At 71.6% G+C, this 15,299-nt stretch carries 16 protein-coding genes; 7 read left to right on the top strand and 9 right to left on the bottom strand.

Going from position 1 to position 15,299, the window contains the following annotated elements:
* Positions 1-46: 46 nt before the first annotated feature.
* Positions 47-1,018 (bottom strand): DMT family transporter, encoded by a 972-nt coding sequence (locus OG607_RS14665; RefSeq protein ID WP_405723328.1) that lies wholly within the window; start codon positions 1,016-1,018, stop codon positions 47-49.
* A gap of 106 nt (positions 1,019-1,124) precedes the next feature.
* On the opposite strand from OG607_RS14665, the gene OG607_RS14670 reads away from it, so the two are divergent.
* From OG607_RS14670 to OG607_RS14680, 3 genes are all read left to right on the top strand, one after another.
* Positions 1,125-1,751 (top strand): TetR/AcrR family transcriptional regulator, encoded by a 627-nt coding sequence (locus OG607_RS14670; RefSeq protein WP_405736767.1) that lies wholly within the window; start codon positions 1,125-1,127, stop codon positions 1,749-1,751.
* Between the two features lie 2 nt (positions 1,752-1,753).
* Positions 1,754-2,914 carry an acetyl-CoA C-acetyltransferase gene (locus tag OG607_RS14675; protein WP_405723330.1) on the top strand — a complete coding sequence of 387 codons (1,161 nt, stop codon included), beginning with the start codon at positions 1,754-1,756 and terminating at the stop codon, positions 2,912-2,914.
* 299 nt (positions 2,915-3,213) lie between these two features.
* A complete protein-coding gene (locus OG607_RS14680) occupies positions 3,214-3,672 on the top strand; it encodes an HD domain-containing protein (RefSeq protein WP_405736770.1) in 459 nt (152 codons plus the stop codon).
* 97 nt (positions 3,673-3,769) lie between these two features.
* Here OG607_RS14680 and OG607_RS14685 read toward each other — a convergent pair whose 3' ends face one another.
* From OG607_RS14685 to OG607_RS14700, 4 genes are all read right to left on the bottom strand, one after another.
* On the bottom strand, positions 3,770-5,137 hold the full coding sequence (locus OG607_RS14685; RefSeq protein WP_405723332.1) for a S1 family peptidase: 1,368 nt from the start codon (positions 5,135-5,137) through the stop codon (positions 3,770-3,772).
* A 151-nt stretch (positions 5,138-5,288) separates the two neighbouring features.
* Complete coding sequence (locus OG607_RS14690) at positions 5,289-6,092, bottom strand: SAM-dependent methyltransferase (protein WP_405723334.1); 804 nt, start codon at positions 6,090-6,092, stop codon at positions 5,289-5,291.
* Positions 6,089-6,349: a DUF397 domain-containing protein gene (locus OG607_RS14695; protein ID WP_405723335.1), complete on the bottom strand. Its 261-nt coding sequence runs from the start codon at positions 6,347-6,349 to the stop codon at positions 6,089-6,091. The genes OG607_RS14690 and OG607_RS14695 overlap by 4 nt, the downstream gene beginning before the upstream one ends.
* A 3-nt stretch (positions 6,350-6,352) precedes the next feature.
* A complete protein-coding gene (locus tag OG607_RS14700) occupies positions 6,353-7,213 on the bottom strand; it encodes a helix-turn-helix domain-containing protein (RefSeq protein WP_405723337.1) in 861 nt (286 codons plus the stop codon).
* A 274-nt stretch (positions 7,214-7,487) separates the two neighbouring features.
* On the opposite strand from OG607_RS14700, the gene OG607_RS14705 reads away from it, so the two are divergent.
* A complete protein-coding gene (locus tag OG607_RS14705; protein WP_405723339.1) occupies positions 7,488-7,904 on the top strand; it encodes an ATP-binding protein in 417 nt (138 codons plus the stop codon).
* Positions 7,905-7,931: 27 nt separating this feature from the next.
* Here OG607_RS14705 and OG607_RS14710 read toward each other — a convergent pair whose 3' ends face one another.
* Positions 7,932-9,095: a transglycosylase family protein gene (locus OG607_RS14710; RefSeq protein WP_405723341.1), complete on the bottom strand. Its 1,164-nt coding sequence runs from the start codon at positions 9,093-9,095 to the stop codon at positions 7,932-7,934.
* Positions 9,096-9,198: 103 nt separating this feature from the next.
* Positions 9,199-9,789, bottom strand: coding sequence for a pyridoxamine 5'-phosphate oxidase family protein (locus tag OG607_RS14715; RefSeq protein WP_405723342.1), 591 nt, complete (start codon positions 9,787-9,789; stop codon positions 9,199-9,201).
* A 49-nt stretch (positions 9,790-9,838) separates the two neighbouring features.
* Between OG607_RS14715 and OG607_RS14720 the strand changes: the two genes are divergently transcribed.
* Positions 9,839-10,450, top strand: a complete 612-nt coding sequence (locus tag OG607_RS14720; protein ID WP_405723344.1) for a GNAT family N-acetyltransferase — start codon at positions 9,839-9,841, stop codon at positions 10,448-10,450.
* Here the strand turns inward: OG607_RS14720 and OG607_RS14725 are convergent.
* Complete coding sequence (locus OG607_RS14725; protein ID WP_405723346.1) at positions 10,391-11,065, bottom strand: pentapeptide repeat-containing protein; 675 nt, start codon at positions 11,063-11,065, stop codon at positions 10,391-10,393. The two genes, OG607_RS14720 and OG607_RS14725, sit on opposite strands and share 60 nt — an antisense overlap.
* Positions 11,066-11,161: 96 nt before the next feature.
* Here OG607_RS14725 and OG607_RS14730 point away from each other — a divergent pair, with 96 nt between their 5' ends.
* Together OG607_RS14730 and OG607_RS14735 are read left to right on the top strand one after the other, a co-directional pair.
* Positions 11,162-12,511: an FtsW/RodA/SpoVE family cell cycle protein gene (locus OG607_RS14730; protein ID WP_405723348.1), complete on the top strand. Its 1,350-nt coding sequence runs from the start codon at positions 11,162-11,164 to the stop codon at positions 12,509-12,511.
* The gene (locus OG607_RS14735; RefSeq protein ID WP_405723350.1) at positions 12,508-13,884 is read left to right on the top strand and encodes a penicillin-binding transpeptidase domain-containing protein; all 1,377 of its coding nucleotides are present in this window, start codon (positions 12,508-12,510) and stop codon (positions 13,882-13,884) included. Before OG607_RS14730 ends, OG607_RS14735 begins: the two co-directional genes overlap by 4 nt.
* On the opposite strand, the gene OG607_RS14740 is transcribed toward OG607_RS14735, so the two are convergent.
* On the bottom strand, positions 13,847-15,298 hold the full coding sequence (locus tag OG607_RS14740; protein WP_405723352.1) for a carboxylesterase/lipase family protein: 1,452 nt from the start codon (positions 15,296-15,298) through the stop codon (positions 13,847-13,849). The two genes, OG607_RS14735 and OG607_RS14740, sit on opposite strands and share 38 nt — an antisense overlap.
* Between the last annotated feature and the right edge of the window lies 1 nt (position 15,299).

Below are 15,299 nucleotides of genomic sequence, written 5' to 3' on the forward strand. Positions count from 1 at the left end.
AAACGGTGATTGGGCTGTGGAGGGCCGTGAAGGGCCTTGGAGGCTCCTACTCCGCGGCCGCCCGGGGCAGTTCCCGGCTCTTGCGGCGGGACACCGCCACCCCGGCCAGGCACACGGCGCCTCCGGCGAGCGTGAGCAGTGCGGGCACCTCGTCCAGAATCAGCCAGGACATGAGCACCACCAGAGTCGGGACGACGTACGTCGTGGCGCCCATCCGGCCCGCGGTGGTCCGGGCCAGGGCGAAGGCCCAGGTGGTGAAGGCGAGGGCGGTCGGGAAGACCCCGAGGTAGAGCATGTTGAGCGTCGCGGACAGCGGTGCGTGCGCCGCCTCGGTCGCCAGGGTCCCGGCGAAGGGCAGGCAGGCGAGGGTGCCGGTCAGACAGCCGAACGTGGTCACCTGCAGAGCCCCGGCGTGCCGTAGCGCGGGCTTCTGCGCGACCACACCGCCCGCGTACGCGACGGCGGCCAGCAGACAGAGCGCCACGCCGAGCAGGGATGCGCCCTTCCCGCCGTCGGCGCCTCCGTCCCCGCCCCCGCTCATCGACAGCCCCACGATCACGGCTCCGGCGAACGACACCCCCATGCCCGCCAGCAGCCGGCGCGGCAGGCCCTCCCCCAGCAGCTTTCCGCTCAGCAGCGCGATCAGGATCGGCCCGATGTTGACGACCATCGCCGCCGTGCCCGCGTCGACCTCCCGCTCGCCCCAGTTCAGGATCACCATGTAGCCGCCGAACCACAGCAGACCCGAGGTCACGATGCCCGGCCAGGCCGCCCGGGGCGGCAGGCCCTGGCGGCGTATGACGCTGATCGTCCCGAGCACCAGTGTCCCGGCCAGCAGCCGCCCCAGCGCGAGAGCCCCCGGCGAGTAGGCCGATCCCGCACTGCGGATGGAGACGAAGGCGGAGGCCCACAGCACGACGGTGACGCCTGCCGCGGCAAGGGCGGGCCATTGCTTGTGATCCGGGTGATCCGGGTGATCCTGGTGTTCCTGCTGGTGCTGATCGGGCGCCGTTGTCATGGCTGTGACGCTAGGCCGTGGACGCTTCGGTGCCCAGCGAAATATCCTCCCGCCGCAGGACGGGGCGACAGACGAGAATGGGACCGTGCCGAAGAAGACCACAGCCGTGAGCCCCTCCCCCACGCCCGCCCCCGCTCCCGCTCCCGCCGCCGTGCGTCGCGCGGAGCTGCTGGCGACGGCGGGCGAGGTGTTCGCCCGCCAGGGCTACAACGCCACGACCGTGCGGCAGATCGCGGACGCGGCCGGGATGCTCGCGGGCAGCCTGTACTACCACTTCGATTCCAAGGAATCGATGATCGACGAGATCCTCTCCGGCTTCCTGCAGGAACTGTGGGCGGGCTACGACGCGGTCCTGGCCGCCGGGCTGGGGCCCCGCGAAACCATCGAGGCCCTGGTCGTCGAATCCTTCCGCGAGATCGACCGGCATCTGTCCGCCGTCGCGATCTACCAGAAAGAGGCCCGGCACCTGTCCGCCCAGCCGCGCTTCGGGTATCTCGCCGACTCCCAGGAGAAGTTCGAACGGGTCTGGCTCGACACCCTGCGGCGCGGCGCCACCACCGGAGCCTTCCGCGCCGACCTCGACCTGCGGCTCACGTACCGTTTCGTACGCGACACGGTCTGGGTCGCCGCCTCCTGGTACCGGCCCGGAGGGCAGCACAGCCCCGAAGAGATCGCACGGCAGTATCTGTCCATGGTCCTGGACGGCATCGCCGTCCCCCCGAAGGAGTCGTGATCATGCCCGAGGCCTACATCGTCGAAGCCGTCCGCACCCCCGTGGGCCGCCGGGGCGGCGGACTCTCGAGCGTCCACCCCGCCGACCTCGGCGCGCACATCCTGACCGCCCTGATGGAACGTTCCGGCGTCGACCCGGCCGCCGTCGAGGACGTCGTCTTCGGTGTCCTCGACCAGGTCGGCCCCCAGGCCGGTGACCTCGCCCGCACATGCTGGCTGGCCGCCGGACTCCCCGAGGAGGTCCCCGGCGTCACCGTCGACCGCCAGTGCGGCTCGTCCCAGCAGGCCGTCCACTTCGCCGCCCAGGGCGTCCTGTCCGGCACCCAGGACCTGGTCGTCGCCGGCGGCGTCCAGAACATGTCCCTGATTCCCATCGGCTACGCCAACCAACGCGCCGTCGAGCCGCTCGGCCTCGCCGACGGCCCCTTCGCCAGTTCCCGGGGCTGGGCCGCCCGCTACGGCGACCGGCCGGTCAGCCAGTTCTACGGCGCCGAGCTGATCGCCGAGAAGTGGGGCATCACCCGGGAAGCGATGGAGGCCTTCGCCCTGCGCTCGCACCAGCGGGCCGTACGCGCCATCGACGAGGGCCGCTTCGACCGCGAACTCGCCCCGTACGGCGACGTATCGGCCGACGAGGGACCGCGCCGGGACACCACCCTGGAGAAGATGGCCGGACTCAAGCCCGTCATCGGCGAGGGCGGCCGCATCACCGCCGCCGTCTCCTCCCAGGTCTCCGACGGCGCCTCCGCCATGCTCCTCGCCTCCGAGCGCGCGGTCCGCGAACACGGTCTCACCCCGCGCGCCCGCGTCCACCACCTCTCGGTGCGCGGCGAGGACCCGATCCGCATGCTCTCCGCGCCGATCCCGGCGACCGCGTACGCCCTCAAGAAGAGCGGCATGTCGATCGGCGACATCGACCTCGTCGAGATCAACGAGGCCTTCGCCCCCGTCGCCCTCGCCTGGCTCAAGGACACCGGCGCGGACCCCGACAAGGTCAACGTCAACGGCGGCGCCATCGCGCTGGGCCATCCGCTGGGCGCCACCGGCGTCAAGCTCATGACCACCCTGCTCCACGAACTCGAGCGCACCGGCGGCCGCTACGGCCTCCAGACCATGTGCGAAGGCGGCGGTCAGGCCAACGTCACCATCATCGAACGCCTCTGACCGGCGGGGGCGGCGGCGGCCCCCCGGGAGGGATGTCGTTACCCCGGGGTAATATCATGATCGAAACGCCGTTCACCAAGCTGACCGGCGTACGCCGCCCCACCATCCGGACCGGTGTGGGGCGGGTCCGCCGGGCCGCGCCCGGCGTCCGCCACCGCGAACGCCGGGGCCGCTCGGCACCTCCCCCTACCGGCAGCTGTTGCCTGCGCATTGTGGCGGCCCTGGCCGCCCTGCTGCGGGTCGCCGTGGTTGCCGCTCCCGGCGCGCGCATTCCCCCGGATGGCCTCTACGGTTGCCCCATGACGGCTCTGAATCTGACCCAGGTCGAAGCGCTCGCCCGGCTCGCCCATGCGGCGCAGGTGGACAAGGCGGGACGCCCGTACGTCGAGCACCTCGCGGCCGTGGCGCACGGGGTCGCCGAACGCGGGGGCTCGGAGGAGCAGATCGCGGCGGCGTGGCTGCATGACGCGGTGGAGGACGGGGTCCTGTCGGAGCGGTGGCTGGCGGATGCGGAGCTGCCACAGGCGACGAAGAAGATCGTGCTGGCGCTGACCAAACGCCCCGGGGAGCCGCTGGAGGAGTACACGGCGCGGATCCTGGCGACGCCGGGGGCGGCTCTCGTGAAGGAGGCGGATCTCGCACACAATGCGGATCCGGGGCGGCTGGCGGTGCTTCCTGCGGAGACCCGGGACAGGCTGGCGGCGAAATATGCGTACGTACGCGAGCTGCTTGGGATCCGGGTGACGACGCAGGGCTGACGGACGCAGAGCTGACTGCTACGACGAAGCCGCGCCCCGCTGCCTGGAGGGGCGGGGCGCGGCGGTTCGAAAGCGTCAGCGGCGTTGCGCTGCTGGGTCAGTGGCTGCTGCGGTGGTGACGCGAGCGGTCGTACATGTAGCCGGGGGCGACGTCTGCGGGCGGCTCCTCGGTGGCGGTCGCCGCGTCCGTGGGCTCCTCGGTGGCGGCGTCGGTGGGCAGATCGGTCGCGGTGGCCGTGTCCGTTGCGGTCGCGCCGTCGGTGGGTGCGTCCGTCACGCCGTCCGTGGGCGCGTCCGTGGCGCCGTCGGTCGGCGCGTCGGTGGCCGTGGCGCTGTCCGTGGCGGTGGCCGTGGCGCCGTCGGCTGCGGGGATGTCGACGCCGAGGGCGGCGAGAGCCGTGGTGACGGGCTGGAAGAAGGTGGTGCCGCCGACGGTGCAGTCGCCGTCGCCGCCGGAGGTGAGGCCGATGGCCTTGTCACCGTCGAAGAGGGGGCCGCCGGAGTCGCCGGGCTCGGCGCAGACGTTGGTCTGGATGAGGCCGGTGACGGTGCCCTCGGGGTAGTTGACGGTGGCGTTGAGGGCCTGGACCTCGCCGTCGTGGACGCCGGTGGTGCTGCCGCTCCGGACGACGGCCTCGCCGACGACCGCTTCGGCGGCGGACGTGATCGCCTGGGTGGTGTTGCCGAGGTCGACCTCGCTGGGCTGCTCGATGGCCGTGCCGTCGGTGGCTATCAGCGAGAAGTCGCCGTCACCCGGAAAGGTGTCCTTGACCGTGGAGCCAAGGGTCGCCGTGCCGGCCTGGTCGGCGGCCCAGGGGGTGCCGACCTCACCGCAGTGGCCTGCGGTGAGGATGAAGTTGCTGGTCCCGTCGGTGACATTGAAGCCGAGGGAGCAGCGGGCGACGTCGGAGAAGATCGCGTCACCACCCGCGATTGCGGCGCGGGTGGTAAAGGTGCCGGCCGTGCGCTCCATACGTACGGCGCCGTTCTGGGCGGTCGCCGTGGTGGACAGCGTGCTCCAGTCGGTGGACGAGACCGTCGTGTCGGCGAGCACCACGACCTGGTTGGTCTTGGGGTCGACGGACCATGCGGTGCCGGCCACCGTGGGGGCGGCCTTCAGCGCGGCGGTGGCGGTGGCCAGCACGTCGGAGCTGCGGGTGACCATCTTGGCGGTGGCGCCGGCGGCCTGGACTGCGGCTGCCGCGTCCTGGTCGGTGACCGCGACGACCGCCTTGCCGTCGTCGCCGAGCCAAGCGCCCGCCGTGTCGTCGGTGCCGAGCTGGCTGACCAACTGGGCGGCGAGTGCGGCGGGATCCTTACTGGCGAGTGTGGCGGCGTTCGTCGATGCCTTGTCGGACGACTGGCTCGCGAATGCCCCCGCGACCACCGCCCCGGCGCAGATCAGCCCGCCAGCGGTGGCGAAGATGCCGATCCTGCGGACGTTGCGTTGCCTTGCGTGACTCAACTGGGACCTCCCTCGGCCTGGTTCACCCGTTCATACGGGTGGCCATGCCAAGGGACTCAAAGACTTTTATGAGAATACGACAGACGGTCCGTCAGATGTAACATCCGCCCGCCGCTTCAGCGATCACTCAGCCATCGCCTCAGCGACCGCGTCAGCGCTTCAGCGCCACGCCCACATAGCTCGCGGCCTGCTGGTTCGTGTAGCCCGCCGTCGGGTCGCCGGCCCCCGCCCGCCACCGGTGAACCGGCACGACGCCCGGCTCGACCAGCTCCAGACCGTCGAAGAAAGCCGTCACCTCGGCCTCGGTGCGCGACTGCGCCGGGATGCCGCTCGTGTTGTAGTGCGCGATGACCTTGAGGATCGTCTCCGGGTCGAAGTCGGGCGTGACATGGGAGATGACGAGGTAGCTGCCGGGCGCGAGCGCGTCCACGAAGGCCGAGACGAGCTCGTACGCCCGGAACTCGTCGGGGACGAAGTGCAGCAGGGCGTTCAGGCTCAGCGCGACCGGCTGCGACAGGTCGATGGTGTCCAGCAGCTCCGGCGCGCCGAGGATCTTGTCCGGCTCGCGCACGTCGGCGTCCAGGTAGGCAGTACGGCCCTCCGGGCTGCTGCGCAGCAGGGCGCGGGCGTGGGTGAGGACGATCGGGTCGTTGTCGGCGTAGACGATCCGGGCCTCGGGGTGCACGCTCTGGGCGACCTGGTGGAGGTTGGGCTCGGTGGGGATACCGGTGCCGATGTCCAGGAACTGGCGGATGCCCGCCTCGGCGGCGAGGAAGTGGGTGCTGCGCTGCATGAAGCGGCGCAGGGCACGGGCGCCGTGGGCGGCGTGCGGGTTGATGGTGAGGACGCCCTGGGCGGCCTCGGCGTCAATGGGGTAGTGGTCCTTGCCGCCGAGGTAGTAGTCGTACATCCGGGCCGGGTGGGGCTTGGTGGTGTCTATACGGCCCGGGGTCATGCGACCTCTCCCATCAGGAAGTCCGCGGCGCCGGACTTGGCGCCGAGGATGAATTGCGTGATGTCCTGGTTACTGCAGATCAGCGCGGGCCCGTCCGGATCGGTGGACTGCCGCAGCGCTACGCGTCCGTCGTTGAGCTTCTTCGCCTCGACGCAGGCGCCGCCGTTCGGTCCGCTCCACGGCTTGTGCCAGCCCTCGGTACCGAGGTTGCGGGCGGGCATGCCGGTGCGTATTCGATCGATTCGATCGCGATCCATCGTTCAGATCTCCTTGAGCAGATCACGGAGGAAGGCCGCTGTGCCTTCAGGGGTCGCCGCTTGCTCGCACACCCGGTCCAGAGCCTGGAGGTGCGCGGCCACCTCCTCGCGCTGGTCCATGTAGACCGCGCTGGTCAGGCCTTCCGCGTAGACGATGTCCGGCAGTTCCGGGATCTGGAAGCGGAAGATCTGGAAGTGCCCTGAGCAGCCCAGATACGGGCCGGTGGCGAAGGGCACCACCTGGAGCGTGATGTTGGGCCGTTCGACCGCCTCCAGCAGGCTTTCGATCTGCCCGCGCATGACCTCGGGACCGCCGACGTTGCGGCGCAGCACCGCCTCGTCCATGACGGCCCACAGCTCGGGCGCGTCCCCGGGTCTGGTGAGCAGCGCCTGCCGTTCCATGCGCAGCGCCACCCGGCGGTCGAGCTCCTCGCTGCAGGCCTGGGGAAAGCCGACGGCCATGAGGGCGCGGACGTAGTCCTCGGTCTGGAGGAGGCCCGGGACCCAGTGCGGCTCATAGGCGCGGATGCGCTTGGCGGCGCCTTCGAGGGACACGTAGACGCTGAACCAGTCGGGCACGACATCGCGGAAGTTGTGCCACCAGCCGGGCTTGTTGGCCTCTTCGGCGAGGCCGAGGAACGCGTCGGTCTCCTCGCGGTCCACGCCGTAAGTCTGCAGCAGCTTCTCGACGTAGAGGAGCTTGAGGCCGACCTCGGCCTTCTCCATGCGGCGTACGGTCGTCTGGTTGACGCGCAGCGCGCGGGCGGCCTGCTCCGGGGAGAGGCCGGCCTTCTCCCGCAGGTCCTGGAGCCGCTTGCCGAGCACGATCTGGCCGACGGTCGGAGCGGACCGCGGTTCACTCATGCCCTTTGCCCCTCTGGTTTTTTGTGGCTGCGCGGGTGACTTTGTGCTCGTTCCCAGAAGTGTGCCACGGCTGGGACGCCGGACACATACTGCAGGCCGGTTTCTGCAATCTGCAAAGTGTCCCTTGCCATTCGGTACGGACGGAAGCGATAGTTGGAGTGTGATCCAGCCCATGCGGCCGAGAAGTCAAGGGAGTTGGGCCCCGCCCCGGCCCTCGCACCCTTCGGCGCGTCCCCCCACAGGCACATGGAAGGCAGGCACGGTGGCTCCCGACATGCGGCTGATCCCGCCGGCCCCACGCCCTTACCCGTCCCATGCCGCCTTCCACCTGCCGGCCGAGGACACCGCCGTCTGCGAGGCCCGCCGCCGGGTGCGCGCGATACTGCACAGCTGGAGTGTGCCCTGCGGTGACGACATGGTGCTCGTCGTCAGCGAGCTGTTCACGAACGCCGTCCGGCACAGCGGCAGCGACCGGATAGACGTCGCCCTCTGGACCGCCGACCAGCTGGTCTACGTCGAGGTGACCGACCGGGGCTGCGCCGCCGGCGACCTCGTGCCGCGCCAGGCCGGCCTCGACGACGAGGGCGGGCGCGGGCTGATGCTGGTCGAGGCCCTGGCAGTGCGCTGGGGCGCGGGATCGGCGCAGCCGGGCGGCAGCGGCCACGCGGTGTGGGCCGCGCTCGCCTGTTAGGGCCTGCCGCTTGGCCTGGGCGCTCCCCTACACGCTCACCCCGTGCTTGCGGAGGTACGCGAGCGGGCTGACGTCCGATCCGTAGACCGGGCCGGTGCGGACCTCGAAGTGCAGGTGCGGGCCCGTGGTGTTGCCGGTCGAGCCGGAGCGGCCGAGCTGCTGGCCGGCCCTGACGGTCTGGCCCGCTCGTACGGTCAGCGAGGAGAGGTGGGCGTACTGCGTGTACATCCCGTCGGCGTGCCGGATCACCACCTGGTAGCCGTACGCCCCGCCCCACCCGGAGGTCACCACGGTGCCGGCGGCGACGGACTTCACGGAGGTGCCGGTCGGGACGACGAAGTCCTGGCCCGTGTGGTGGCCGCTGGCCCAGAGGGAGCCGGGGGTGCCCCAGGCGGTGCCGAGGCGGTAGTCGGCGGCGACGGGGGCGACGTAGCCGGTGTGGGTGGTGGTGTGCGTGGTGGAGTGCGTGCTGGCCTTGGCGGCGGTGGTTTTCGGCTGGGCCTTCGTCGCGGTCTTCGGCTGGGCCTTCGTCGTCTTCGGCTGAGCCTTCGTACCGGGCAGCGCCAGCTCCTGGCCGGGGTAGATGAGGTCCGGGTCCGGGCCGACGGTCTTGCGGTTGGCCTCGTAGAGCCGGTGCCAGCCGCCCTTGACGTGCTGATCGCCGGCGATGCCCGACAGTGTGTCGCCGCTGACGACCTCGTACTCCTTGGCCGACGCGGCGGGCTTGGTGGACGCGGCGGGCTTGGCGGCCTTGGTCGCCTTCGGCTTCGGCTTGTACGTGTACTTGTGGACCTCGGTCTTCTTCGCCGTGCCGTTCAGCCCGGCGCGCACCGAGCACACCGGCCAGGCGGTCGGCCCCTGACCGGCCAGGACCTTCTCGGCCACGGCTATCTGCTCCTGCTTGGTGGCGAGGTCGGCGCGGGCGGCGTATCTCGCCCCGCCGTACGCCTTCCAGGTGGACTGGGCGAACTGGAGCCCGCCGTAGTAGCCGTTGCCGGTGTTGATGCTCCAGTTGCCGCTGCTCTCGCACGCGGCGACCTTGTTCCAGACGGTCAGCGGGGCCGCCGCCGCGCCGGAGGTGCTGATCAGCGGCAGGGCGATGCCCGCGCCACCGGCCGCGGTGACGGCGACGGCGGTCCGGTTCAGCCGGTTGGGCGGGGGCTGGCGGCGGTGTCGTCCGATTACGGGCATGGGGGACCGTCCTCTCCGTTCTGAGTTATTAGCCCAGAAGGATCTTCTGCCCACAAGACCGCGTGCATGACAGGAAGTTGCGGGAGTCAGAGGCGTGGCCTCATCAGGACGTCCGGGCCGGGAGCGGCAGCGGGAGGCCGGGCAGGCCGTCGAGGCTGGTGGCGACGTAGGGCTTGGCCTCGCAGTAGTCGCTGAAGGTGTCTTCGGTCTCGCGGCTGAAGCGCTGGGTGTGCAGGGTGCGGTCCTCGACGAAGTCGAAGTGCGGCACGGAGAAGCCGCAGGAGTCGCTGACCCGTTCGGCCGTGATGACGATGATCGCGCGGCAGTCGGTGCGCTTGCGGAAGTCGTCGCCGAAGTGGGTGATGAGGTCGTCCCAGCGCGGGTCGTCGCGGAAGACAGGCTCGCCGTGCCCGTGCACGCGCACGATGTTGGGCTTGCCGGTGAACGCGCACCACATCAGCGTGATGCGGCCGTTCTCGCGGAGGTGGGCGATGGTCTCGGCGCCGCTGCCGCCGAGGTCGAGATAGGCCAGGGTCAGGTCGTCGATGATGGCGAAGGAGCCGTCGACGAGGCCCTTCGGGGAGACATTGACCTTGCCGTCGGCGGACAGGGGGGCGGTGGCGGTGAAGAACATCTTCTGCTCTTCGATGAACGAACGCAGGCGGGCGTCGAGGCGCTCATAGCTCTTTCCCATGGGCCCGATTATCCGTGCCCTCCCCATTGATCCATGTGATTATTACGCGATGCACAAAGAAGCGAACGAGGCGTTCGAACACAAACACACAGAACGCCTCGAACTGAGCGCCGTCTCGATGGCCGACCTGGCCGCCCTGTTCGCCATCAACTCCGACCCGGAGACCTGGCGGCACGACCCCGACGGCCGGCACACCACCGCGGACCAGACCCGCGTCTGGATCGACCGGGCGGCCGCCCGCTGGCGGACGGACGGACTCAGCTACTGGAGCGTGCGGCTGCGCTCCGACGGATCGACGATCGGCGTCGGCGGAGTGCAGCGCCACGCCAGCGGCGGCTGGAACCTCTACTACCGGTTCGCTCCCTCCTCCTGGGGCCATGGCTACGCCACCGAGATGTCGCAGGCCGCGCTGGCCGCCGCCGCGGCGGTCGACCCCGAGGTGCCGGTCTTCGCGTGGATCCTCGGCCACAACGAGGCCTCGCGGGCGGTCGCCGAGCGGCTGGGCCTGAAGAACTACGGCGAGTTCGTCGACACCAACGACGGCGTGTCCCGCCTCGCATACGCCGACCGGCAGCCCTTCGCCCTGGACCCCCAGCCCGGCTCAGCGGTCCTTGACGGTGATGCCGAGAGTGACGGCGAGAGCCGGCGCCAGCTCCAGTAGCTGCCCGGTGTCGATGACGGCGCCGCGCAGCGACTCGTACCCCTCCGCGAGGTCCAGGACGGTGGTGCCGCGCACGTCGGTCCGCTTCAGGACTGCCTTGCCGAGCCGTATCCGCTCCAGCGCGGAGCCCGGGAAGGACACCCCGTTCAGCTTCGCCCCGCCCAGGTCCACATCACGCAGGACGCAGTCCTCGAAGACGACCTCGTGCAGCTCGGCCGCTCGCAGGTTGACGGAGTCGAACTTGCAGCGCCGGAAGACCACCCGGCGCAGCACCGCGCCGAAGGCCTCGACGCCCGCCAGAACGCAGGACCCGGCCACCACGTCCTGCCAGCCGCTCTCGGCGAGCTGGGTACCGACGAACCGGTCGCCCGCCAGCCAGACGTCGTTGAGCCGGGCCCGGCGCAGGCCCACACCGGTGAGCGAGCTGTCCGTTATCGCGCATTCCAGGAAGCTCGCGCCTGCCGCGTCGTCGTCCTCGAAGTCGAGGCGGTCGAAGTGGACGGTGTCGTAGCGCGCCTCGACTTCGAGCCCGCGCCCGCCCTCATAGGGCTGGAGCAGGTGCGCGTACGGCAGGTCTGAGAGCTCTTCGGGAGCACCGGGCACATGTGGCTTCACGATCACCACGTTAGACGGCACCACTGACAACGCTCCGGCAAGCCCGTCGTTACGGACATAACCGATTTACCGGGCACCGCTTGCTACGTTGCGTCCATGAGCGCAACGAGCGCAACGCCCCGGGCCGCGGGCGCGCCGTCAAGGCCCGTCACCGCTGCGCCCCGGCACGGCCGGGGCATGGAGTTCGTCCTGCTGCTCTGCGCCGTCCTGATCAGCGTCCTCGGCTACTGCGATGTCGGCCTGGCCACGGCCGGCACCGTGCCGCCCGACACCCTGCGCTACGGCTGCGCGCTGGGCGCCCTCGCGCTGGCGGCGCACGGCGCGGTGCGCGCCGGGGCCCCCTGCGCGGACCCGCTGCTGCTGCCCATCGCGCTCCTGCTGAACGGCCTGGGCCTGATCCTGCTCCAGCGCCTGGACCTGCGGACCGCCGATGCCGCCGCGCCCACCCAGCTCGTCTGGTCGGCGCTGGGCGTGGCCCTGTTCATCACCGTCGTCCTCCTGCTGCGCGACTACCGTGCGCTGGCCCGGTACGCGTACGTCAGCGTGGCCGCCGCCCTGGTGCTGATGATCGTGCCGATCGCCTTCCCGGCCGTGAACGGCGCCAGGATCTGGATCCAGTACGCGGGCCTGTCCATCCAGCCCGGGGAGTTCGCGAAGGTGCTGCTGGCGGTCTTCTTCGCCGCGTACCTCGCCGACAACCACCACGCCCTCGCCTACACCGGCCGCCGGATCCGGTCTCTGCAGCTGCCCACCGGCCGGGCCCTCGGGCCGGTCCTGGCGATCTGGGCGATCAGCGTCGGCGTCCTGGTCCTGGAGCGCGACCTGGGCACCTCGCTGCTGTTCTTCGGCCTCTTCGTGATCCTGCTCTACGTCTCCACCGGCCGCACCGGCTGGACCGCCGTCGGCCTGCTGCTGTCCGGCGCCGGGGCCTTCGCCGTCGGCTCCCTGGAGCCGCACGTGCACAGCCGGGTCCAGGACTGGCTGCACCCCTTCGCGAGCATCGACGCCGGTGAGGGCCCGAGCCAACTCGCCCAGTCCCTCTTCGCGTTCGCCGCCGGTGGGGTGTTCGGCACCGGCCTCGGTGAGGGCCACTCCGTCCTCATCGGCTTCGCCGTCAAGTCCGACTTCGTCCTCGCCACGGCCGGCGAGGAACTGGGCCTGGCCGGCATCGCCGCCCTCCTCCTGCTCTACGCGATGCTGACCGCCCGGGGGTACACCGCCGGGCTCGCCATGCGCGATCCGTTCGGCCGGCTGCTCGCGATCGGCCTCGCCTCGATCATCGCGCTGCAGGTCTTCGTGATCGCCGGGGGTGTGACCGACCTGATCCCGCTCACCGGGATGGCAATGCCGTTCCTGGCCCGGGGCGGCTCGTCCGTCGTCACCAACTGGATCATCATCGCCCTGCTGATCCGGCTCAGCGACACCGCCCGCAGGGCCGAGTCATGACGGCCCACGCCCGGCACGCCGCCGCCTTCTGCCTGCTGCTGTTCACCGCCCTGCTGGTCAACGCCGTCCGTGTCCAGGTCCTCGACGCCCCCGCCTACAACGGCAATCCCGCCAACCGCCGCCCCGTCATCGCCCGCTACGACCACCCGCGCGGCGACATCCTCGTCGGCCCCCGCCCCGTCACCGGCTCCCGGGCCACCGGCGGCCAGCTGAAATACGTACGCACCTACACCGACGGCCCCCTCTACGCCCCCGTCACCGGCTTCGCCTCCCAGACCTACGGCGCCACCCTCGTCGAGGCCGCCGCCGACGACGCCCTCGCCCCCGGCCACGACGTACGCACCACCATCGACCCCGCCGCCCAGCTCGCCGCCTACCGGGGCCTGGGCCGCAAGAAGGGCGCCGTCGCCGCCCTCGACCCCGCCACCGGCCGCATCCTGGCCCTGGTCAGCACGCCCTCGTACGACCCGGGCTCCTTCGCCGGCACCGGGCCGGACGCGACCGACGCCTGGGCCCGCCTGCTCGACGACCCGGACGAGCCCATGCTCAACCGGGCCCTGCGCCAGACCTATCCCCCGGGATCCGCCTTCAAGACGGTCACCGCCGTCGCCGCGCTCGCCAGTGGCACCGTCACCGATGTCGACGAGCCGACGGACTCCCCCGACCCCTACCCGCTGCCCGGCTCCACGACCCGGCTGACCAACGAGTCGGCCTCCGGCGCCTGCCGCGACACGAGCCTGCGCCTGGCCTACCAGATCTCCTGCAACACGGTCTTCGGCAAGCTCGGCGTCGACGTCGGCCTCAGGACCATGGCCGAGACCGCCGAGGCCTTCGGCTTCAACGACCCGGGGCTGCGGATCCCCTCCCGCGCCGCCACCAGCGTCTTCGACCCGCACATGGACAGGGCCCAGCTCGCCATGTCCGCCATCGGCCAGTACAACACCGCCGCCACGCCCCTGCAGATGGCCATGGTCGCCGCCGCCGTCGCCAACGGCGGCGCCCTGATGCAGCCGCACATCGTGGACACGTACGGCGGCTACGGCTTCTCCGTCTACCGCCAGGTCATGAACCCCGCCGTCGCCGTCGAGATGCAGCAGCTCATGACCGCCGCCGTCACCGACGGCACCGGCCGCAACGCCGCCATCCCGCACGCCGTCGTCGGCGGCAAGACCGGCACCGCCCAGAACGGCGAGAACAACCGCGGCCTCCCGCTGGCCTGGTTCATCTCCTGGGCCCACCCCGACCGTTCCCCCACCCCTTCCGTCGCCGTCGCCGTCGTCGTCGAGGACGCCGCCGCCGACCGTGCCGACATCAGCGGCGGCGGCAACGCGGCGCCTATCGCCCGCGCGGTGATGCGGGCCGTTCTGGGCTGAAGCGGTGGTCCCGCCACAGCGCCCGGGCGTCGGGCAGCGGTTCGGCCGGCTCCCCTGTGCTCCAGGTCCACGTACGGTCCGCCGGCCAGCCCGGATCCCCGGTGGCGGCGAAGCCGGCGAGCGAGCGGATCATGCGCCGGGACAGGTCGTGGTCGGCCGCGGTGGGCGGGCCCCCGATGAGGAACTCCGTCTCGGGGATGCCGTGCGTACCGAAGACGAACGGCACGTCCGCGCAGTGCCAGGCATGGACGCCCGGCCGGCGGCGGTCGAAGCGGGCGGTGAACGCCCTGCCCCCGGCCCGTACGTGGCCTTCGGCGAGCCGCAGGCCGTACTCCGTGAAGACCAGGTCCCCGCACACCGCGAGGTAGAGGTCGGCGGGCGTGGCGGCCGGCATCAGGGCGCGATAGCCCGCGAGGAGCCCGTCCGGCAGCCCCGGGACCGGGGCCTCGGGCCGGGTGCCGCCGACGGCGTGGAAGAGGCGGTACTCCTGCGTGGTGTGGCAGACCAGCAGGTCGATGCCGTCCGCCCGGCCCGCCGCCAGCCCGTCGACCGGGTCCTCGGGCAGGGTCACCCCGTCCACCACCGGCCCGTACAGCACCGGGTCGTGGTACCGCATCCCGGCGGCCGGATCCTGCGCGCAGCGCTCGCTCACCCGGTCCGACGCCGCCACCAGCGCCCCGGGCGAGGCAGCTGTGAGCGGCACCCCTGCTTCCGTCTCCACCTCGCGGGCCGTGGCCTCGGCCAGTTCCGCCGAGTAGCACGGCCCCACCGCGCTGAGCAGCACCGCCCGCCGGAACAGCCCCCGGGCCCCGTCCATCGTCGCGAGGCAAGCGGCGGACGTCGCCCCGGCGGACTGCCCGGCCACCGTCACATTCCCCGGATCGCCCCCGAACGCCGCGATGTTGTCCCGGACCCAGCGCAGGGCGGCGATCTGGTCGAGCAGCCCCCGGTTGTCCGGATGCTGCGGCACATGCCCGAATCCCTCGAACCCCAGCCGGTAGTTGAGCGTCACCACGACCAGCCCGGCCCGGGCCGGCTCCGTCCCGTCGAAGTCCGGCTGCGCGCTCGACCCGAAGCTGTACGCCCCGCCGTGGATCCACACCACCACCGGCAGCGGCCGCTGCGCCTCCCCCGGCGTCCATACGTTGACGGTCAGAATTCCGCCGTCATCCTTCTCCGAGCCCTCCGACCACACCGGCGCCCCCGGCAGCTCCGCCGACTGTGGTGCCACCGGCCCGAACTCCCACCCGTCCCGCACCCCGCTCCAGGCCTCGGGCGGCCGGGGCGCGGCGAAGCGGCCGGGCCCGAAGGGCGGTGCGGCGTAGGGGATCCCGCGTACGGAGACGATGCCGGTGCCCGGCGACCGGCGGTGGCCGCGCACGAGTCCCGAGGTGGTGGCGTAGACATCTGCCACG

Origin of the sequence: Streptomyces sp. NBC_01537 (genome assembly GCF_045040445.1) — a bacterium.
Classification (GTDB): domain Bacteria; phylum Actinomycetota; class Actinomycetes; order Streptomycetales; family Streptomycetaceae; genus Actinacidiphila.

Coding starts and splice junctions, on each gene's coding strand:
- OG607_RS14665 (WP_405723328.1), bottom strand. CDS start 1,018: ATGACAACGGCGCCCGATCAGCACCAGCAGGAACACCAGGATCACCCG.
- OG607_RS14675 (WP_405723330.1), top strand. CDS start 1,754: ATGCCCGAGGCCTACATCGTCGAAGCCGTCCGCACCCCCGTGGGCCGC.
- OG607_RS14680 (WP_405736770.1), top strand. CDS start 3,214: ATGACGGCTCTGAATCTGACCCAGGTCGAAGCGCTCGCCCGGCTCGCC.
- OG607_RS14690 (WP_405723334.1), bottom strand. CDS start 6,092: ATGACCCCGGGCCGTATAGACACCACCAAGCCCCACCCGGCCCGGATG.
- OG607_RS14695 (WP_405723335.1), bottom strand. CDS start 6,349: ATGGATCGCGATCGAATCGATCGAATACGCACCGGCATGCCCGCCCGC.
- OG607_RS14700 (WP_405723337.1), bottom strand. CDS start 7,213: ATGAGTGAACCGCGGTCCGCTCCGACCGTCGGCCAGATCGTGCTCGGC.
- OG607_RS14705 (WP_405723339.1), top strand. CDS start 7,488: ATGCGGCTGATCCCGCCGGCCCCACGCCCTTACCCGTCCCATGCCGCC.
- OG607_RS14710 (WP_405723341.1), bottom strand. CDS start 9,095: ATGCCCGTAATCGGACGACACCGCCGCCAGCCCCCGCCCAACCGGCTG.
- OG607_RS14715 (WP_405723342.1), bottom strand. CDS start 9,789: ATGGGAAAGAGCTATGAGCGCCTCGACGCCCGCCTGCGTTCGTTCATC.
- OG607_RS14720 (WP_405723344.1), top strand. CDS start 9,839: ATGCACAAAGAAGCGAACGAGGCGTTCGAACACAAACACACAGAACGC.
- OG607_RS14730 (WP_405723348.1), top strand. CDS start 11,162: ATGAGCGCAACGAGCGCAACGCCCCGGGCCGCGGGCGCGCCGTCAAGG.
- OG607_RS14735 (WP_405723350.1), top strand. CDS start 12,508: ATGACGGCCCACGCCCGGCACGCCGCCGCCTTCTGCCTGCTGCTGTTC.